At 65.9% G+C, this 20201-nt stretch carries 16 protein-coding genes and 1 tRNA gene; 13 read left to right on the forward strand and 4 right to left on the reverse strand.

Going from position 1 to position 20201, the window contains the following annotated elements; genetic code table 11:
- Positions 1-48: 48 nt before the first annotated feature.
- Positions 49-2586: a penicillin-binding protein 1A gene (locus HT578_RS00825; protein ID WP_213501563.1), complete on the forward strand. Its 2538-nt coding sequence runs from the start codon at positions 49-51 to the stop codon at positions 2584-2586.
- A 205-nt stretch (positions 2587-2791) separates the two neighbouring features.
- Positions 2792-4048: a diguanylate cyclase gene (locus tag HT578_RS00830; protein ID WP_213501565.1), complete on the forward strand. Its 1257-nt coding sequence runs from the start codon at positions 2792-2794 to the stop codon at positions 4046-4048.
- Between the two features lies 1 nt (position 4049).
- On the opposite strand, the gene HT578_RS00835 is transcribed toward HT578_RS00830, so the two are convergent.
- Together HT578_RS00835 and HT578_RS00840 are read right to left on the reverse strand one after the other, a co-directional pair.
- Positions 4050-5150: an ABC transporter substrate-binding protein gene (locus HT578_RS00835; protein WP_213501567.1), complete on the reverse strand. Its 1101-nt coding sequence runs from the start codon at positions 5148-5150 to the stop codon at positions 4050-4052.
- Positions 5151-5287: 137 nt separating this feature from the next.
- Positions 5288-5710, reverse strand: a complete 423-nt coding sequence (locus HT578_RS00840; protein ID WP_039393974.1) for a hypothetical protein — start codon at positions 5708-5710, stop codon at positions 5288-5290.
- A 144-nt stretch (positions 5711-5854) separates the two neighbouring features.
- Here HT578_RS00840 and efp point away from each other — a divergent pair, with 144 nt between their 5' ends.
- From efp to HT578_RS00870, 6 genes are all read left to right on the forward strand, one after another.
- Positions 5855-6418, forward strand: a complete 564-nt coding sequence (efp, locus tag HT578_RS00845) for an elongation factor P (RefSeq protein WP_039393973.1) — start codon at positions 5855-5857, stop codon at positions 6416-6418.
- A 2-nt stretch (positions 6419-6420) separates the two neighbouring features.
- Positions 6421-6792: a hypothetical protein gene (locus HT578_RS00850; protein WP_239026418.1), complete on the forward strand. Its 372-nt coding sequence runs from the start codon at positions 6421-6423 to the stop codon at positions 6790-6792.
- 81 nt (positions 6793-6873) lie between these two features.
- Positions 6874-7710, forward strand: coding sequence for an inositol monophosphatase family protein (locus HT578_RS00855; protein ID WP_039393966.1), 837 nt, complete (start codon positions 6874-6876; stop codon positions 7708-7710).
- Positions 7711-7953: 243 nt separating this feature from the next.
- Complete coding sequence (locus HT578_RS00860; protein ID WP_213501569.1) at positions 7954-8307, forward strand: hypothetical protein; 354 nt, start codon at positions 7954-7956, stop codon at positions 8305-8307.
- Positions 8308-8411: 104 nt separating this feature from the next.
- A tRNA-Leu gene (locus HT578_RS00865) sits at positions 8412-8495 on the forward strand.
- Between the two features lie 98 nt (positions 8496-8593).
- Positions 8594-9922: an amidohydrolase gene (locus HT578_RS00870; RefSeq protein ID WP_213501571.1), complete on the forward strand. Its 1329-nt coding sequence runs from the start codon at positions 8594-8596 to the stop codon at positions 9920-9922.
- A 24-nt stretch (positions 9923-9946) separates the two neighbouring features.
- Here HT578_RS00870 and HT578_RS00875 read toward each other — a convergent pair whose 3' ends face one another.
- Positions 9947-10483 carry a hypothetical protein gene (locus HT578_RS00875; RefSeq protein WP_213501572.1) on the reverse strand — a complete coding sequence of 179 codons (537 nt, stop codon included), beginning with the start codon at positions 10481-10483 and terminating at the stop codon, positions 9947-9949.
- Positions 10484-10780: 297 nt separating this feature from the next.
- On the opposite strand from HT578_RS00875, the gene HT578_RS00880 reads away from it, so the two are divergent.
- From HT578_RS00880 to HT578_RS00895, 4 genes are all read left to right on the forward strand, one after another.
- A complete protein-coding gene (locus tag HT578_RS00880) occupies positions 10781-12166 on the forward strand; it encodes a TIGR03013 family XrtA/PEP-CTERM system glycosyltransferase (RefSeq protein ID WP_213501574.1) in 1386 nt (461 codons plus the stop codon).
- Positions 12163-14301, forward strand: a complete 2139-nt coding sequence (gene prsK, locus HT578_RS00885; protein WP_239026419.1) for an XrtA/PEP-CTERM system histidine kinase PrsK — start codon at positions 12163-12165, stop codon at positions 14299-14301. Before HT578_RS00880 ends, prsK begins: the two co-directional genes overlap by 4 nt.
- Positions 14301-15677, forward strand: coding sequence for a PEP-CTERM-box response regulator transcription factor (gene prsR / locus HT578_RS00890; protein ID WP_213501576.1), 1377 nt, complete (start codon positions 14301-14303; stop codon positions 15675-15677). Before prsK ends, prsR begins: the two co-directional genes overlap by 1 nt.
- Before the next feature lie 109 nt (positions 15678-15786).
- Positions 15787-17487 carry a tetratricopeptide repeat protein gene (locus HT578_RS00895; protein WP_239026420.1) on the forward strand — a complete coding sequence of 567 codons (1701 nt, stop codon included), beginning with the start codon at positions 15787-15789 and terminating at the stop codon, positions 17485-17487.
- Between the two features lie 12 nt (positions 17488-17499).
- Here HT578_RS00895 and panB read toward each other — a convergent pair whose 3' ends face one another.
- Positions 17500-18375 carry a 3-methyl-2-oxobutanoate hydroxymethyltransferase gene (gene panB, locus HT578_RS00900; RefSeq protein WP_213501580.1) on the reverse strand — a complete coding sequence of 292 codons (876 nt, stop codon included), beginning with the start codon at positions 18373-18375 and terminating at the stop codon, positions 17500-17502.
- Between the two features lie 179 nt (positions 18376-18554).
- Between panB and HT578_RS00905 the strand changes: the two genes are divergently transcribed.
- A complete protein-coding gene (locus tag HT578_RS00905) occupies positions 18555-20105 on the forward strand; it encodes an amino acid permease (RefSeq protein WP_148626517.1) in 1551 nt (516 codons plus the stop codon).
- The last annotated feature ends 96 nt before the right edge of the window (positions 20106-20201 follow it).

The following is a 20201-nucleotide window of genomic DNA, read 5'->3' on the forward strand; positions in this document are numbered from 1 at the left end:
ATCTCCTGCTGGCCTTGCGCAAAAAGGGCGTGCTAGAGGGCTTGCACGATGACCGACACGAGCTCTGACACCGGCCCCGGCGCGGCCCAGGATACGCCGGAAGACGCAAGCACCAGCCCCCGCCGCGAACGCGGTCAGGGTCGAATCGCACGGATCTGGCGATCAAGCCGGATCCTGCGCGGATTTGTGTACCTGTGTGTGGCCGGGATCATCGGTCTGATCGGACTGTGGGTCGTGCTCATGCGCGACATGCCCGATGCCAAGTCGCTGCTTGCCTACCAGCCGCCACTGCCCACCATGGTGCGCGATATCAATGGCGACATTGCCTATAGCTATGCGCGCGAACGCCGCGTGCAGCTGCGCTATGTCGACCTGCCGCGCCCACTGGTCAACGCGTTTCTCTCGGCCGAGGACCGCACGTTCTGGTCGCACGGCGGCGTCGATATCGGCGGCTTTGCAGGCGCCGTGGTCGACTATGTCTCCAAGTACGGCTCGGGCGAGCGCGCCAAGGGCGGCTCGACGATCACCCAGCAGGTCGCCAAGAACATCCTGATCGGGGACGAATATTCGGTGACCCGCAAGCTCAAGGAGATGGTGCTCGCCTACCGCATCGAGGGCGTGCTTTCGAAGGAGCAGATCCTCGAGCTCTATCTCAACGAGATCCCGCTTGGCCGTCGCTCGTTCGGTGTCCAGGCTGCCGCACGCGCCTATTTCGACAAGGACGTGGACGAGCTGACGCTGAACGAAGCCGCTTTTCTCGCGATTCTGCCGCGCGCGCCCGAAGTCTACGGGCGCAAGAAGCACGAAGCCCGCGCGCTTGAACGTCGCAACTGGGTGCTTGACCAGATGGTGCGCAACGAGTGGGTGAGTGCCACCGAGGCGGCCGAGGCCAAGGCGCAGCCGCTGGGCCTCGTCACGCAGCGCGGTCCCGACTACGATCCCGCCAACGGCTATTTCATCGAGGAAGTGCGCCGCCGCCTGATCGACCGCTACGGCGAAAAGGCCGAGGACGGCCCCAACAGCGTCTATGCGGGCGGCCTGTGGGTGCGCACCTCGCTCGATCCCGAACTGCAGGGCGCGGTCCGCGCCGCATTGCGCAAGGGCCTCCTGAACTACCATGGGCAGCGTGGTTGGGCCGGTCCGATCGCGCACATCAACGACATGGAGAACTGGCAGACCCAGCTCATCGTCTCGAACAAGACCATCGATTACCAGAACTGGCGCGTGGGCGTCGTGCTCGATGCCGCGAACGGGGAAGGGCGCATCGGCTTTTCCGATGGCGACATCGCCGCGCTCACCAATGTCCCGGACCGCGCCAAGGTCGGAGATTTCCTCGCCGCTGCACCGGTTTCGGCCGGGACTTACGCGGTGCGCACCGTCCCCGAGGTTTCGGGTGGCATGGTCATGGAGCAGCCCTATTCGGGACGTCTGCTGGCCCTGCAGGGCGGCTTCGATTCCGGTCTGGGCTCGTTCAACCGTGCGGTCCAGGCCGAGCGCCAGCCCGGCTCGACGATCAAGCCCTTCGTCTATGCGACCGGGCTCGACAACGGCATGACGCCCGCGACACAGGTGCTCGACGGCACCTTCTGCGTCTACCAGGGCGGCAATCTTGGGCAGAAGTGCTTCCGCAACTTCGGCAACGAAGGCGGCGCGGGTTCGCGTACCATGCGCTGGGGCCTCGAACAGTCGCGCAACCTGATGACTGTGCGCATCGCCAACGACATCGGCATGAGCAAGGTAGTCAAGACCTTCAAGACCATGGGGATCGGCGAGTACAAGCCGTACCTCTCCTTCGCGCTTGGCGCAGGCGAGACGACCGTGGCGCGCATGGCCAACGCCTATTCCGCGCTCGCCAACAACGGCGTGCAGTATGACGCCTCGGTCATCGACTACGTGCAGGATCGCAGTGGCAAGGTCATCTGGAAGGCCGACAAGCGCAACTGCGATGGCTGCAACATGGCCGAATGGGACGGCAAGCCGATGCCGCGCATCGCGCGCCGCGGCAAGCAGGTGATGAACGCGGACACCGCCTACCAGACCATCCACATGCTCGAAGGTGTTGTCACGCGCGGTACCGCGGTGCGTCTGCGCAGCCTGAACCTGCCGCTCTTCGGCAAGACCGGCACCACCAACGGCCCGACCGACGTGTGGTTCATGGGCGGCTCGCAGGACTACGTGGGCGGCGTCTACCTCGGCTACGACAATCCGCGCTCGCTGGGAGGCTATGCCCAGGGCGGGCGGATCGCCGCGCCGATCTTCAAGGACGTGATCGAGGCCACGCGCGAGCGCTGGAGCGACCAGCCCTTCGTCGCGCCGCCGGGCGTGCGCATGGTGCGCATCGACCGTGTGACCGGCAAGCAGGTGATGGGCGTGGAGCCGTCGGACGAACCCAAGGCCTCGGTCATCTGGGAAGCCTTCAAGCCCGACACCGAACCGCGCCAGTACACCGCCGAGGACGAGTTCACCAAGCGGCGCGATGCGCTGATTGCCGAGATCGATGGCGCGCGCAAGGCGCGGGCTACGGCGGCGGAAGCTGCCCAGGGCGTTGCCGACAACTTCGCCGAGGAGCAGGGCGGCATCTACTGATCAGAGCCTACGGGACTAAATTCTGGCGGACTTTGGGCCAGGTCAAAGGCCTTCGGGCCTCCTGAGCCTAGGGTCCCGTTCAGGGATATTCCCGTGAAGATATGTATGTGCAAATTTCACATACACTTGAATCATAAGTATTATTACTTGTTGTTAAGCCTTCATGGGCACTGTCCCCTCGATTTTGAACGGGGGTTGGTTGCAGATGTCGCAGGTTACACCGCGCAGTCTCACGTTACGCTATGTCGTGGCGCTGGGGCTGATCGCACTCCTCAGCATCGTTTCGCACTTCGTCCTCACGGAGACGTTGCGGGCGAACGAGGGCGCCGCGGCGATCATCAACATGAGCGGGCGTCAGCGTATGCTCTCGCAGCGCATCAGTGCCCTTGCGGACGATCTGCACCGGGGCGACGAGGAGGTACGCGAACCGCTCGAGACGGCCGTGCGCCAGTTTGCCGATGCCCACCGCGAACTCGTCCGCCTCGCTTCCAGAAAGGAAGGCGCTTCCGTTGCCGAGCGCCGTTTGCACGACGTTTATTACGGACCTGCCGAAATAGACCGCCTGGCTCGGCGTTTTCTGGATGCGGCGGAAGCGGAAATCGCCCTCCCGCGGGGAGGACATGGGGCCGCGGCTGCCGACGAGATCGGGAACCTGCGTACCCTGTCGGTCCTCTCGCGCGGGCCCTTGCTCGGCGGCCTTGAGGAAGTGGTCGCGATCCACCAGTCGGTCAGCGAACTGCGCGCGCAGCAGATGGAGCGGATCCAGTGGGGTATCCTTGCGATCGTACTCCTGACCCTGACGTTCGAGGCGCTCTTCATCTTTCGCCCGATGGTGCGGCGCATTTCCGTGTACGTGGGTCAGCTCCTGGATCTGGCCGACCACGACTATCTCACCGGAATGCTCAATCGCCGTGCGTTCACCGCGCGGGCCGAGACCGAAATCCAGCGCGCGCGTCGCCATGACCGGGCGATGTCGCTGCTCCTCCTGGACGTCGATCACTTCAAGCAGGTCAACGATGTCCATGGGCATCTGGCGGGGGACGAGGTGCTCTGCGGGATTGCCCAGATCCTCGACATGCAGGGGCGCCGCGAGGATCTGGTCGGGCGCATCGGAGGCGAGGAATTCGCCATTCTGCTGCCCGAGACGTCCCTCGCGGGCGCCATCGATGTGGCAGACCGGGTACGCGAGGCCGTGGCTGGAGAGCCGTTCACAGCGGGTGGAAAGGCGCTCAGCGTCACGTTGAGTGTCGGCGTGGCGGAAGTGGACCGGACCTCGCCCCGCGGGGTTGTGACCGCCATGGGGCGGGCAGATCAGATGCTCTATCGCGCGAAGAACGCAGGCCGGAACTGCGTGCGTCCCTTCCGGGGGGCAATCCTGCCGCTCCGCAATGCTGCCAAGGGCCTGGAGCCTGTCCTTGCCGCGCCCCCGGTTCTGGGCGCCTCGGCCGAGGGGCCCGTCTAGTTCAGGTTTCGGGTATTGCCACGCTGTCCCCCGCCTTCCATTGCCGGATCGTCAGGTAGGGCCCCTGCAGGGCCGCACGCGCAAGCGGGCCCAGGCCCAGCATAGTCCCTTCCTCGCCCTGCGTCGCGGGAAGAAGGCGGACCTGCTCCAGAGCAAGCCGCAGACCTGAAGGGGTAGGCGATGGCGCGCGCGCAAGCGCATGGGCGACCAGGCGTGCCAGATCGTGGTCGCGGGCCATCGTGTCGTGGTGTGCGCGGGCATCGGGAAATTCGTCCTGAAGCGCCCGGAAGCGCGGATTGCGCTCGGAGACGAGCGACAGGTGCAGCCACCCCTCGAGATTTTCTGGGCGTGCAGGAGCGTGCGGCGTCGCGGCGCTGCGGGCCGCAAGGAGGTTGAGCAGGCAGGAGCCGTCATAGCCCGACTGGGTAATCGCATCGCACAGTTCGCGTGACGGTACTGTGCGCCCCAGATAGATCAGCGCATCCGGGCGCGCGCCGTCATCGTCGAGGGCCGGGGCAAGTGTATCCGCAACTTCGTGCGCTCCGGCCTGCGGTGCCACAGCTACGCTGGCGCTCGGAGCCAGACCCGCGATTGCGGCCTCTTCCTGGAATGCCTTGGCCAGACGTTCCCCGAGGCGGGATGTCTCGTGCAGGACCACGGGGCGAGTGCGCCCGCTGGCGGCCAGGTGCTGGACAAGCCGCGCGGCCTCATCGACGGCGCCGCCTGACTGGAGCTGGAAGGCATGGCGCGTGCGCGCGTGCTCGTCGTGGGAGCAGATCAGGGCGGGGACGCGCCGCTCTTCGTAGACGCGCGCGGCGATGGCGGCGTTGTCGCTGACGAAGGGGCCCACGATCAGGGCTACGCCGTCGTCGATCAGGCGATGGCAGGCGTCCTCGACCGCGGCTCCGGTGCCGCCGGGCAGGCCCAGCGCGTAGGCATGCACGATTTCCACGTCGGGGAGGGCGCAACCGCGCCTGCGCAAGGCCGCGATCTCGCGATCGAGCCAGAATGCGATGTCGTGGCTGGCAGGCGAATCGTCATCCTCGTCCGCGCGCAGGTCCGCTGCGTCGTTGAGCACTCCGATCCTGATCCTGTCGGTCATTCCCGATCCCCTTTGTCTGGCGGGGCCGGAGGAACCGGGGCCGCGTCGCCTTGGGGGAGGAAATGGTCCGATGCGCAAAAGGCTGCACGCCCTTGTGCGCTTTTGCCGTCAGGGTTGCAGGATCAGGAAGCTGGCCCTCAGCGCCGGGGCACAAGGATGCAGCGCATCGCACCTGCTTCAGGTTCGGGGCCGGGGCCCGTTTCTTCGAGGAAACCCGCACTGATGCGCGTGAAGCGGCGGTTGCGGAAGACGCCGCCCGTCATCACCACGTCGGTACCTGTATGCAGGTAGCTTCCGCGCACGCCCTTGGCGAGATAGCTGGACGCATTGACGATGGTGAAGTCGTATTCGGGCACCGGCTCGCCGATCAGGCCGCCCGCATCGCCGGGCAGTTCGCAGGCGTAGCGCCCCATCTTGAGCGTGCCGATCTTGCCACCCGGAACCGGCGGCGGCTCCGGGCTGTCGGCGCCCGCCGAACTGAGTGGCGCGGCAAGGGCGAGGGACGCAGCAAGGCACAGGATCGCCGGCGCAAGGCGGCGGGAGAGGGCGGCTCGGTTCATGACAGCCGCGCTAGCACCGCAGCGAGGCAATTGCCATGCCCGTCTGCCTCGGCTAAGGGGCGCGGGATTTGCGAAACGGTGTGTCTCTCCTGTAGAGGTCCGGATCTGTTTCGCTCAGCTCTTTCCCATCGAAGGCAGGTTTCCATGAAGATCAGCGGCGTCGACATTCGTCCCGGCAACATTCTCGAATACGAAAAGGGCATCTGGAAGGTGGCCAAGACGCAGCACACCCAGCCCGGCAAGGGTGGTGCGTACATGCAGGTCGAGATGAAGAACCTGATCGATGGCCGCAAGACCAACGTGCGCTTCCGCAGCGCCGACACCATCGAGAAGGTGCGCCTCGACACCAAGGACTTCCAGTACCTTTACGCCGAGGGTGACATGCTGGTGTTCATGGACACCGAGACCTACGACCAGATCCAGCTTCCCGCCGATCTTCTTGGCGATGCCGCAGCCTTCCTTCAGGACGGCATGCAGGTTGCCCTTGAACTGTGGGAAGAGCGCCCGATCTCGGTGCAGCTGCCTGAACAGGTCGAGGCCGTCATCGTCGAGGCCGACGCCGTGGTGAAGGGGCAGACCGCCTCGTCGAGCTACAAGCCGGCTGTTCTCGACAACGGCGTTCGCGTGATGGTGCCGCCGCACATCGAAAGCGGTACGCGCATCGTCGTTGACGTTTACGAAAAGGCCTACGTGCGAAAGGCGGACTGATCATGAAGCTGCGTTCCAACCTCCACAAGCTGGCGCTCGGCGCTGCCCTGTCCCTTTCGGCCCTGCCGGTCGGCGTGGCAGCGCAGGACGCCGCTCCGGCCCAGCCCAAGGCCGAAGACGTCCAGAACGCGGTCCTCTATCTCAACGTGATGGTCTCTGCCCTGCGCTCCGAGCAGGTCGAGGAGCCGGTCAAGAACGCGCTGGTGGGCTGTCTCTACAACAACGCGCTGGGCAAGATCGGGACTTCGGTGGATGGCCTTATCGCCAAGAATGCCGACAAGGTTCACCGTGACAAGCCTGGCGAGTTGCTGCAAGCCATTGCCCTGGTCTGCGGTTACCAGCCCGAAGGCGCGAGCGCGGGCAACGAGCGCTGACCACCCGATCGTTCGGGTGAGGTCGGCGCGTTTGAAAATTGATGTGCCGGCCCGGCCGGCAGTAGGAGCAGAGTAAAGGTTATGGCCGCAATTTCCGGTCTCATCCGCGTCATGGAAAAGGCTGCCCGCAAGGCTGGTGGCCGACTTCGCCGTGACTTCGGTGAAGTCGAACATCTCCAGGTCTCGCGCAAGGGGCCGTCCGACTTCGTCTCCAAGGCTGACCGCGCCGCTGAGCGTACCATCTGGGACGAGCTGCGCGCAGCCCGTCCGGACTGGGGCTTCCTGTTCGAGGAAGGCGGCTCGATCGAGGGCGATCCCGACAAGCCGCGTTTCATCGTCGATCCGCTCGACGGCACCACGAACTTCCTTCACGGCATTCCGCATTTCGCGATTTCGATCGCGGTGCAGGAACCGCGCCTGGACGGCAACAAGTCGATCAACGGCGGCTGGGGCGAAGTGACCGCGGGGCTGATCTACCAGCCGATCACCGACGAGAGCTTCTGGGCCGAGAAGAGCCGGGGTGCCTGGCTCCATGATGCGCGCCTGCGCGTGTCGTCGCGCCGTCACCTTGATGAGAGCGTGATCGCGACGGGCATTCCCTTCCAGGGGCATGGCAATGTCGCGGAATGGTCGCGCATCTACCAGGCGCTTGCACCGCAGGTGGCGGGCATCCGTCGCTTCGGTTCGGCTGCACTTGACCTCGCCTGGGTTGCTGCGGGGCGTTACGAGGGCTTCTGGGAAGCCGACCTGAAGCCGTGGGATACGGCGGCGGGCTGTCTGCTCGTGCGCGAGGCTGGTGGCTTCGTTTCCGACTGGAAGGGCCGCTCGCTTCCCTATTGCGACAGCCAGATCCTGGCGGGCAACGACGTGCTCCATTCGCGCATTCACAAGATCCTTGCGAACTCGCTCAAGAGCTGAGCTTCGCGGATGATCCGGATCGGGGAAGGGCGGCTTTGGCCGCCCTTTTTCGTATCGGGCGCAGCGATTTTTTTCGGATGGCTCAAGGCGCTGGAAATGGGGGCTTAGTACCCCTTTCCGGGGCACCCTTTCGTGCTTTGCCCGGACTTGCCGGGAACTGTCGTGTTCCCCACGCCGTTTCTACGTGGTACTTACGTAGAGCTGGTCCGGGGAGATGGAATGGCGATCAGGAACGTCCTTTGCTTGGGTTTTGGCCTCGGGGCATGTGTCCCGGCCGCCGCTGTTCATGCGGGAGAGCCTGTCGCGAAGGGCGTGGTTCCGCTGGCGCTTGCCGCCTCTTCGGCACGCGTCCCACCGCCGGACACACGTCTCGACCTTCGTGGATTTTCCCTTTCCGCCAAGCCCTTGAATACTCGGGAACGTACCGAGCGCGTCGAGCTTGGACCGGCTCCCGAAGCGGACGCCGAAAAGATCAAGCTGCGCTGGCAGTATGCCACAGGGGAAGATGGCCCGCGCTTCGAGATCGGCTCGTTCGGATCGCGCAAGGGCGCAATGAAGAGCCAGTTGCTCCACGTCGCACTCGATTGGGAATTCTGAGAAAAAGACCTGGACCGGCGCAAATGCCCGTCCCGGTGGGTATTCGCGCATTGGCCTCTTGAATGCGCCGATGGCTGCGGCTAAGCGTCTGGCCTTCATCCCGTGCCCCTGTGGCGGAATGGTAGACGCGAACGACTCAAAATCGTTTGTCGAAAGGCGTGCCCGTTCGAGTCGGGCCAGGGGCACCACACCGGCATCTGCCGGGGGACGGCCTTTTCCCATAGCGTTATGAGCCCTTGCCTTTTACAGGGCATTCCATAGCCTTGCGTCTATGGGACATCTTGACATGCTTCGCTTGGCCCTCGCCGCCGGAACGGCGCTGGGCGTAACCTCCTCACCTGTGGCGGCACAGGGGGACAACGCGGTCGCGCAGGCTATCGCGGCCGATATGCCGGCGCTCATGGATATCTACCGTGATCTGCACGCGCACCCGGAGCTCTCGATGCAGGAGACGCGCAGCGCCGGGATCATGGCCAAGGCCGCGCGCGAGGCCGGATTCGAGGTGACCGAGGGTGTGGGTGGTACCGGTATCGTCGCAGTCATGCGCAACGGCGAGGGCCCCACGGTCCTTATCCGCGCCGACATGGATGGCCTTCCCGTGACCGAGCAGATGGGGCTTCCCTTCGCTTCGAAGATGAAGGGGGTCTCCACCGCCGGGGTGGAAAGTGGCATCATGCACGCCTGCGGCCATGACACCCACATGACCGCCTGGATCGAGACCGCGCGGCTGCTCGCGGCCCGGCGCGAGGCATGGTCGGGCACGCTCGTGATGGTCGGCCAGCCTGCCGAGGAAATGGGGACCGGTGCGCGCGCGATGCTGGCGGACGGCCTCTATTCGCGCTTTCCCAAGCCGGACTATGCGCTGGCCTTTCACGATTCGGCGGGAATGGAAGCGGGCAAGGTCGGCGCGGCCGTGGGCTGGGCGCTGGCGAATGTCGACAGCGTGGACATCCTCGTCAAGGGGCGCGGCGGGCACGGGGCCTATCCCCACACCACGATCGACCCGATTGTGCTGGCGAGCTCGATCGTCATGAAGCTGCAGACGCTTGCGTCCCGCGAGATCGACCCCAAGGACCCGGTCGTGGTGACCGTCGGCTCGTTCCACGCAGGCACCAAGCACAACGTTATCTCCTCCAGCGCCAAGCTGGAATTGACGGTGCGCAGCTACTCGGACGAAACGCGCGCCAAGCTGCTGGAGGGTATTCAGCGGATCGCGCGCGGCGAAGCGCTGGCCGCCGGCGTTCCCGAAGAGGACCTGCCCGAGGTGAGCTGGAAGGAGCTCTATACCCGGGCGACCTGGAACTCGCCGGAATTTACGGAAGAAACGTTGGGCCGGCTCCAGGCGAAGATGGGGACCGACAAGGTCGGCGAACTTCCGTCCGTGATGGGCGGGGAGGACTTTGGCGAATACCGCCGTGCCGACGAGGAGAACATCAAGTCGATCATCTTTTGGGTCGGCGGCGTGCCCGAGGCTGCCTACAAGGCCGCGCAGGAAGGTGGGCCGCCCTTGCCCTCGCTCCACAGCGCGTTCTGGGCGCCCGAAGCGGACAAGGTCATCGGCTCGGGTGCGGAGACGTTGACGCTCACCGCGCTTGATATCCTGGGTACGAAGTAGCCGCGGCGTGAGGCGGGTGTTCGGTCAGCCGGCGGGCTGGCCGGATGAGGGCAGGGCACCCATCACCCGCAGGTCATCGGGGCCAAGGCGAATGGCGGGCAGGTCGCCGCGCTCCTCTTCATGCAGGGCCAGCCATTCCTCAAGCGTCATGCCCGCTGGCAGATTGGCCGGAGGTGCCGACCGCGCGAGGGGGGATGTGGCCAGGAGGTCCGGGCCGGGTTCGTAGCCGGGCTCATGGCGCAGTTCGTCGCTCTGGGCATAGGCCATCGCGCCCGAAGGGGCGGGGCGCCGCACCGGATCCGGGCCGAACTGCCCGGGCGTATCGCGGCGGGGGCGTATCTTGATGAGGTTCTTGGCTGCGCCTTTTGCGGCCTCGCCGATCGCATCCTCCGCGTCAGCTTCGTGCGCGGCCGCGGCAGCGAGCGCCGCCTTGCTGCGCTCGCCGTCGGCGAACACGGCCAGCAAGCCCGTGGCGACGAGCGTGATGGCGGCGAAGTGTACCGAGGTCTGCTTGAGCGAGAGTTTACCGGCTGACGCGCGGCTGGTGCGAATTCCTGTCATGGCAGCGCGGCCTCTACCGTGGGGCGGGTAACACCATGGTTTCCTCTCGTGGTTAGCACATGGTTTACAGCCGGTCCCGTAGGCGCGCCGAGCGCCTTTCCTCGCGTCGTTCGTCTCTGTAAAACGGGCCGACATTTCGGGCGAGGAATAGCTCTGAAGGCACCATGATCCGGGATTTGCGTCCTTGTGTCCAGCGGGCTGGCCGGTAGAGGTGTGTTAGTTTTACCGACAGTTTACGCCTTGGGGTTAAGCTGAGGTCACATGAGTTAACGTGCGCAAGGATAGCGACCCGAGGCGATGGTCCGGCTTTTCAAACACTACATCCCCTACGCGGTGATCCTGCTGTGTATCGTCGACTTCGCCTTGCTCGTAGTGGCGAACGAGCTGTCCTGGCGCTTGCGGGCGATGCAGATCGGTATGGACATGGGCTCGCTCCTGGCGCGTATGGCCGCCCACGGAGCGTTCGGAGCCGTGATGATCCTCGCGATGGTTTCGGTCGGCGTCTACGCGTCGGAGGCGCTTCGTTCCATGCGATTTGCCGCTGCGCGCCTGCTCGTCGCGGTCTCGCTGGGCGTGATCGCGCTGGCCTTCGTCGACTTTGTTGTCGCCACCGAGCAGTTCTGGCGCTCCACCCTTGTCTACTCGATGGGCCTGGCAATCGTGCTCTTGATGGGCAACCGGCTCTTCTTCCACGCCGCCTTCGGCTCCGCCGTGTTTCGGCGCCGCGTCCTGGTACTGGGCTCGGGCGCGCGGGCGCGGCGTATCGAGGTGCTCTCCAGGCGTCCGGAAAGCGGCTTCGCGGTCGCCGGTTTCGTCGACATGAACGAGGGCGCGCCCTGCGTGGAGGGGGCGACCCCGCGCGCCGAGATCGAGAACCTTACCCGCTTCGTCGAGAGCCTCGGGGTTAGCGAGGTCGTGCTGGCGCTGCAGGAGCGGCGCAACGCGATGCCGCTCAAGGACCTGCTGCGGATCAAGACCGCCGGCGTCCACGTCAACGATTTCTCCAGCCTGATCGAGCGCGAGACCGGCCGGATCGACCTCGACACGGTCAATCCCAGCTGGCTGATCTTTTCGGATGGCTTTTCGTCGGGGCGGGCCGTTTCCGGCGCCGTCAAACGTCTTTTCGACATTGTTGCAAGTTCGTGCGTCCTGCTCCTGACCGGCCCGGTGGTCCTGGTCTTTGCGCTCCTGGTGAAGCTCGACAGCAAGGGACCGGCCTTCTACCGCCAGTCCCGTGTCGGCCTGTTCGGTGTTCCTTTCGATGTCATCAAGCTGCGCTCGATGCGCAGCGATGCGGAAGCGGCGGGGGCGCAATGGGCGACCAAGGACGATCCCCGTATTACCCGGCTTGGCCGTTTCCTGCGCAAGGTGCGGATCGATGAACTGCCGCAGGCCTGGACGGTTCTTAAAGGTGAGATGAGTTTCGTCGGGCCCCGGCCCGAGCGACCCGAGTTCGTGGCCGACCTGGAAGCGCACATTCCCTTCTTTGCCGAGCGCCATATGGTCAAACCCGGAATTACCGGATGGGCGCAGATCAACTATCCTTATGGCGCGTCGGTCGAGGATGCGCGCAACAAGCTGGAATACGATCTCTATTACGCGAAGAATTACACGCCCTTCCTCGACCTCCTGATCCTGTTGCAGACCTTGCGGGTCGTGATCTGGAGCGAGGGAGCCCGATGATGGCCTGGGACAGTCCCGATATCTGGACCACGATCGCGATTGCGCTCGACCTGACCGGCGCCATTGCAACGGCGGCCGTTGGCCTCTCGCTGTGGCCGCGCCGTCACCGGCTTGCCGGGGCAGGCGGGGCCGCGCTCGTCGCTTTGGTCCTGACCTCGTTGTGGAGCCTTTCGGTCGCGGCCGTTGCGGTCGGGACGGTGCCGCCGATCCTGGCATCGGTGTGCGAGACCGCGCGCAACATGGGCTGGCTCCTTGTCGTCTTTCGCCTGTTCGGCGGCGATGGACGCGACACCACGCTGGCGCCGATCCGCCCTGTCGTCATGGCGCTGTGCTTTGTCGAGTTGCTGCATCTGGGCATCGACTATGGGCTGGGGACCTTGCCGCTGCCGCTTGAACTGCGAAGTCTTGCCTTCGAATTCAATGTCCTGTTCCGGCTCCTGGTGACAGTCGGGGGGCTGGTTCTGGTCCACAATCTCTACGCGGGTTGTTCGCACGATGCGCGCCCGGCGCTTCGCTGGCCGACGATTGGTCTCGCCGTGCTGTGGGCCTTTGACCTCAACCTTTACACGATTTCATACCTCGCCGGGTCCTGGCCGCGCGAAGTGGCGGCCCTGCGTGCGGTGGCGACGGTGATCCTGGCGATGTTCATCGGACTTTCGGTCGCGGCCAACCGGGACGAACTGAAGATCCGCCCTTCGCGTGCGGTCACGTTCCAGACCTTCTCGCTGCTGGTGATCGGGGCCTATCTGGTGGGTATGGTCGCGGTTGCGCAGTGGCTGTCCTATGCGGGGGGCAACTTCGCGCGCCTGCTCGAACTCGCCTTCCTGACCCTCGCCAGCGCGATTGCCTTGGTCGTCCTGCCCTCGCGCAAGCTGCGCAGCTGGCTCAAGGTAACGCTGGCCAAGCACTTCTTCCAGCACCGCTACGATTACCGCGAGGAATGGCTACGCTTTACCCGCACCATCGGCAGCGGGGGTGAGAACGCCGCGCCGCTGGGCGAACGCGTGGTCAAGTCGGTGGCGGACCTCTTCGAGAGCCCCGCAGGACTTCTCCTCGCACCCGGTGAGCAGGGCGAAATGACGCTCGCAGCACGCTGGAACTGGCCCGAGATCGAGGTGCCGGGGGTCGCAATGTCGCTGCAGGGCCAGTCTTACCTTGAACGCACCGGCTATATTGTCGATCTCGACGAAGTGCGCGGCCGCAGCGCAGCCCCGGGAGCGGACACGGCATTCGAGATCCCGGAGTGGCTCCTTGCCGATGCGCGCAGTTGGGCGGTCATCCCGCTCGTCCACTTCGAGCGCCTGGTCGGCCTTGTGGTGCTTGCCCGGCCGCAGTTCGCGCGCACCTTCGACTGGGAGGACCTTGATCTCCTGCGCGTCATCAGCCAGCAGGTGGCGAGCTACCTTGCGGAAAATGCCAGCCAGACTGCCCTGGCCGAGGCCAACCGGTTCGACGACTTCCACCGCCGCATTGCCTTTGTCATGCACGACATCAAGAACCTGGCGAGCCAGTTCAGCCTGCTCGCCCGCAACGCCGAACTGCACGCCGACAAACCGGCCTTTCGCGCCGACATGCTGGTGACCTTGCGCAATTCCTCGGAAAAGCTGAACGCGCTGATCGCCCGGCTCGGGCGCTATGGCACCGGCGCGGTCGAGAAGCTGGAGAACATTCGCACCCGCGACGTACTGGCCTCGGTCGGAACGAGCTTTGCAAGCAGCGCGCAGTTCGTGGCGGTGGATTCGCCCGACCTGGCGATCACCGCCAACCGCCATTCGCTCGAGCAGGTTCTGGTTCATCTCGTCCAGAACGGGATCGATGCAAGCGATCCGCACAGCCCGGTCTTCCTCTCGGTCGTCGCCGATGGCCTCCATGCCCGTTTCGAGGTGCTCGATTCCGGCTGTGGCATGTCTGCCGAGTTCGTGCGCAACGGTCTGTTCAAGCCTTTCGTGTCAACCAAGAGCGGAGGCTTCGGGATCGGCGCGTACGAGGCGCGCGAACTGGTGCGCGCGATGCGCGGGCGGCTCGACGTGGAATCGCGCGAGGGGCTGGGTTCGCGCTTCGTCGTGCGTATCCCGCTCAGCGAGGCGACCAATCTCTACCAGAACCTCACGAAGAATGATCAGAAAGTCGCGTGATGAGTGATACTGCCGCAAAGTCGCTGCCCAAGCTCCTCATCGTCGAGGACGATGCCGGGCTGCAGGCGCAGCTCAAGTGGGCCTATGAGGACTTCGAGGTCATCGTGGCGGGGGACCGTCCCTCGGCGCTTGCCCTCCTGCGCTCCGAGGCACCCGACGTGGTGACGCTCGACCTGGGGCTGCCACCCGATCCCGATGGAACGAGCGAGGGTTTCGCGGTTCTCGACGAGATCATGGCGCTCAAGCCCGACACCAAGGTCATCGTCGCCAGCGGCCATGGTGCGCGCGAAAGCGCGCTCACCGCCATCGCGCGCGGGGCCTACGACTTCTACCAGAAGCCCGTCGACATCGATGCACTGGGCCTCATCGTGCGCCGTGCGCTCCAGCTCCACCGGCTGGAGGAAGAGAACCGGCGCCTGTCCTCCAAGGTCGAGAAGGAGGAGAAGGTGCTGGGGCGGATGATCACCGCTGCGCCCGAGATGCTCAAGGTTGCGCGCACCATCGAACGCGTCGCCAACACCAATGTCTCGGTCATGCTGCTGGGGGCGAGCGGGACCGGCAAGGAATTGCTCGCACGCGGCCTGCACGATGCGAGCGACCGGGCGCGCGGCGAGTTCGTGGCCATCAACTGCGCCGCGATCCCCGAGAACCTTCTGGAAAGCGAGCTGTTCGGGCACGAAAAGGGCGCCTTCACCGGCGCGGTCAAGACCACGCCCGGCAAGATCGAGCAAGCCGGGGGCGGGACCCTGTTCCTCGATGAGGTTGGTGACATCCCGCTCCAGCTGCAGGTCAAGCTGCTGCGCTTCCTGCAGGAGCGCGTGATCGAGCGGGTGGGCTCGCGCGAATCGATCCCGGTCGACACGCGCATCGTGTGCGCCACCCACCAGGATCTCGATGCGATGATCGCCGATGGCCGCTTCCGCGAGGATCTGTACTATCGCCTCGCCGAAATCGTCGTGCGCATTCCCAGCCTGGCGGAGCGCCCCGGCGATGCGACGCTGCTCGCCAAGACCTTCCTCGCGCGCTATGCGGCCGAGATGAACCCCAAGGTGCGCGGCTTTGCCAGCGATGCTCTGGCCGCGATCGATGCCTGGCCCTGGCAGGGCAACGTGCGCGAGCTGGAGAACCGGGTAAAGCGCGCGGTGATCATGGCCGACGAGAAGCTCGTCTCGGCCAGCGACCTGGATCTGGCCGATCCCGACGAGCAGGTCATCAATGCGCTCAACCTCAAGACCGCGCGTGAACAGGCCGACCGCAAGGTGATCCGCCATGCCCTGGCGCGCAGTGAAGGCAATATCTCGAGTACGGCCAAGATGCTCGGGATCAGCCGTCCCACGCTCTATGATCTTCTCAAGCAGTACGACCTGCAGCCCTGATGGCCCGATGACGGTGGGAAGAGGGACGTGGGGGCGTGCCGCGCTGGTTTCGGCGCTTTTGGTGCTGTGCCCGCTACCCGGTAGCGGTGAGGGCCGCGGGCAGGAGCCGGTGGCCCCGTCCGCCCTCATCGGAGAGGCGCGCGCGGCGCTTGCGCGCGGAGATGGCATTGCGGCCGAAATGAAACTGCGCGCCGCGCTCGGGAATGGCGCCCCGCGCGGCGAGGTCGCGGCCTGGATGGGCGAGGCCTACCTCGCGCAAGGGCAGCTTGCCAAGGCACGGTCCTGGCTGGAAGAGGGTGGCTTTGCGCCTGGCAGCGCCGCACGTGGCTGGCGCGCGCTGGCCCGCCTCGAGCAGCTTTCGGGCCATTTCGAGGCGGGGCAGGCGGCGTTCGCCAAGGCGCGCGCGCTCACCCCGGACGACCCGGAGCTGTGGGTCGAGATGGGGCGGCTGGATTACGTGCGCGGGGCCCACATGGAGGCCATTGCCGCGGCCGACCATGCGCTGGAACTGGGGCCGCACAACGCCCGGGCCTTGCAGTTCAAGGGGCAGCTCGTGCGCGATCGCTATGGCCTTGCGGGTGCCTTGCCGTGGTTCGAGAAGGGCATCATGGCAGCGCCTTCGGACGTGTCGCTCCTGCTCGATTACGCGGCCACGCTGGGCGACCTGGGGCGCGCGGCGCAGACGGTGACGGTTACGCGGCGGGTGCTCGAACTGATGCCCGGCAACCCGCAGGCTTACTACCTTCAGGCGGTGATCGCCGCGCGCGCCGGAAACTTCGAACTGGCGCGCAGCCTGCTCACGCACACCGAGGGCCAGCTTGATATGGTGCCCGGTGTCCAGCAGCTTCGCGGCGTGGCGGAACTGGCGCTCGGCAATCCGCAGACCGCGATCGAGGCTTTCGAGGCGGTGCTGCGCCAGCGGCCCGACAGCCGCCGCACCAAGGACCTGCTCGCCCGCGCGATCTATGAGGCTGGGCAGCTCCGTTTTGCAACGATGCGTTTCGGGCCGGACATTGCCCGCGACGAGGCTTCGCCCTACCTGCTTACGCAGGTCGCGCGGGCTTACGAGGTCCTGGGAAATCGCCAGAAGGCCGGCGAACTGCTCGACCGCGCCGCGCGCCCGGCGCAGGCGCAGCTGCGCGTTGTCGGACGGGGTGGGCCTATCGGTCGGCTGCTTGCGGAAGGGCAAGGGCGTGCGGCCGAACGGGCCGCCGAGGCGATGCGCCAGGACAGGCCCGGATTCTTCGACAGCCAGGCGCTCGCTGGCGATGTCCAACTGGCACTGGGCCATCCTGCCGCCGCGCAGGAACGTTATGCCCTTGCGACAAGAGTGCGCATGCCCCCCGGCCTGTTCCGCCGCCGCGTGGAGGCCTTTCTCCTCGCTGGCGATCCGAAGGGCGCGCAAGGTCTGGTGCAGGGCTATCTCGACCAGAGCCCGCAGAGCCGGAGCGCCCTGCGCGCCGCGGCCGGGCTGGCGATGGCGAGCGGGGACTATCTGCGCGCACGCGCGATCCTGACCTGGCTGCGCGAGAACGGCGGCGCGCGCGATGTGCGCCTGCTCTGCGACCTGGCCCTCGTCGAGACGGGGCTTGGCCATAGGCAAGAGGCGCGCGAGGCTGCGCAGGCGGCCTACCGCCTCCAGCGCTTCAGCCCGGACGCCGCGCAGGCGCTCGGCTTTGCGCTGGCCGTTTCGGAGGAGGCGCCCGGCACCGCCCGCGCGCTTCTCGCCAAGGCGCGCAGCATGGTCGGAGAGACCCCGCTCATCGCCGAGGGCGAAGCGCTGCTGGACGACGTGCCGAACGCCGGGTGAGAGGAGACCCGCTCAGCTCTTGCGGGGCTGGTAGGTCTGCTCGGGTCCGGGAAAGCTGCGCGCGCGCACTTCGCTTGCGTACGTCGCCGCCGCGGTCTCGATTTCCTCGGCGAGATTGGCATAGCGCTTCACGAAGCGGGGCACACGCTCGAACAGGCCGCACATGTCCTCTGTCACGAGCACCTGCCCATCGCATTGCGCCGAGCCGCCGATGCCGATAGTCGGGCAGGCGATGGCCTTGGTGGCGGCAATCGCGATGGGCTCGACCACGCCCTCGATCACGACCGCGAAGGCTCCGGCCGCGTCGAGCGCCCTGGCATCGTCCACGATCTTCTGCGCCTCGGCTTCCGAGCGTCCGCGCGCTTTGTAGCCGCCTAGCACGTTGACCGCCTGGGGGGTGAGGCCGACGTGGCCCATCACCGGAATGCCGCGCTGCGTCAGGAAGGCGACGGTTTCGGCCATGGCCTCGCCGCCCTCCAGCTTGATCGCCGCGCAGCCGGTTTCCTTCAGCAGGCGGGCCGCGTTGGCAAAGGCCTGCTCGGGCGATTGCTCGTAGGTGCCAAACGGCATGTCGACGACAACCGCGGCGTGGTAGCTGCCCCGCACGACGGCGGCGCCGTGGTTGATCATCATCTCCAGCGTGACGGGCACACTGGAGGACAGGCCGTAGATCACCTGGCCCAGGCTGTCGCCCACGAGCAGGAGGTCGCAGTGCGCATCGAGCAGCTGCGCCTGGCGCGCGGTGTAGGCGGTAAGCATGACGATGGGCTCTGTCGTGACGCCATCGTCCTTGCGGGCGCGGATGGCCGGGATCGTCAGCCGCTTCATCGGCGCGGGCGTGGGATGGGCACGGCTGGTCGCCGTGTCGAGCTGGAACGTCGTGGACATGGCCTCTCCTTTGGTGTGCCCGTTATGTGCTGCGCCTCCTAGCGGGAGGTGAAACTTGGCGCAAATGGCATGTTTTGCGCGGATTCCTGTTCAAAGGCCGTCCTTATGGCGCTTGCAGCTATTGCCTTGCGCGCGCCTTGGACTAGCTTGCGCCCATCAGCGAATTCAGGGATCCACGCATGTTTGGACGCGTCAAGCCGCTCGACGCCATTTTGGCGACGGCGGAAAAGAAATCATTACATCGCTCGCTCGGGGCCATCCAGCTGACGCTTCTGGGCGTCGGCGCGATCATCGGCACCGGTATCTTCGTTCTCACTTCCGAGGCCGCGCAGAAGGCGGGGCCGGGCATGATGTGGGCCTTCGTCATCGCCGCTGTCGTGTGCGGCGTGGCGGCCCTGTGCTACTCGGAGATCGCCTCGATGGTGCCGGTCTCGGGCTCGGCGTACACCTATACCTACGCGGTCATGGGCGAACTGCTGGCCTGGATGGTGGGCTGGGCGCTCATCCTCGAATATGCGGTGGCCGCCAGCGCCGTTTCGGTCGGCTGGTCGGGCTACTTCGTGGGCCTTCTCAACAGCTGGGGCATTACCTTGCCCCATGCGATCTCGGTCGGGCCCTATGCGGGCGGTATCGTGAACCTGCCCGCGCTCCTGATTGCGCTGCTGGTGACCGCGCTGCTGATGGTCGGCACCACGGAAAGCGCGCGCGTCAACGCCGTGCTCGTGGCGATCAAGGTGACCGCGCTCACGGTCTTCATCGTCCTCACGCTGCCTGTCATCAAGGGCGAGAACTTCGAGCCCTTCATGCCCAACGGCTGGTTCGGCAACGGCCAGGGCGCGGGCCTTGGCGCGGTGGGCGCGGCGGCCTCGATCTTCTTCGCCTATGTCGGCTTCGACGCGGTCTCGACCGCGGCCGAGGAGACCAAGAACCCTCAGAAGAACGTGCCCATTGGCCTGATCGGCAGTCTTGCGATCTGCACCGTGTTCTACCTGCTGGTTGCCGCAGGCGCGATCGGCGCCATCGGCGCGCAGCCGGTTTCGGGCCCCAACGGCGAGATCCTGGCGCCCGGCACCTCGATGCTGGCCGACCAGTGCAAGAGCCTTGTTGCCGCCGGCACCGAGCCGCTCGTCTGCTCGCGCGAGGCGCTGGCCCACGTGCTGCGCGCGGTGGGCTGGGAGCGCGTGGGTGACCTCATCGGCGTGGCCGCCTTCCTGGCGCTCCCCTCGGTCATCCTGATCATGCTCTTTGGTCAGACCCGCATCTTCTTCGTGATGGCGCGCGATGGCCTTCTCCCCGAGAAGCTGGCCTCGATCCACCCCAAGTGGAAGACCCCGCACATCGTGACCATGATCACCGGCGTTGCTGTCTCCTTCTTCGCGGCCTTCCTGCCGGTGGGCCAGTTGGCCGACATCTCGAACTCGGGAACGCTGTTCGCCTTCTTCATGGTGGCCCTGGCCGTGCTGATCCTGCGCCGCACCCAGCCCGACCGTCCGCGTCCGTTCCGCACGCCGCTGGTATGGGTGGTTGCTCCGCTGGCGGCCGCAGGCTGCTTCGGCCTGTTCCTCAACCTGCCGTTTGAATCGAAGATGGTTCTGCCGGTATGGGGCGGCATCGGGCTCATCGTCTACTTCGCCTACGGCTACCGCAAGAGCCATGTCGGACGCGGCCTTGTCGAGGTCCACGAGAGCGACGCCGATGCGCCGCCGCAGCCGGTCCCGCCGATCGACTGAGCCTGCGCACTAGGTTTCGAAACAGGAAAAGGGGGCGTTTCGGCGCCCCCTTTTTCGTGCGGGGAGGGAAATCGCGGTGGCGATATCCCAAGTGTG

Source organism: Novosphingobium decolorationis, assembly GCF_018417475.1.
In the GTDB taxonomy this organism is placed as follows: domain Bacteria; phylum Pseudomonadota; class Alphaproteobacteria; order Sphingomonadales; family Sphingomonadaceae; genus Novosphingobium; species Novosphingobium decolorationis.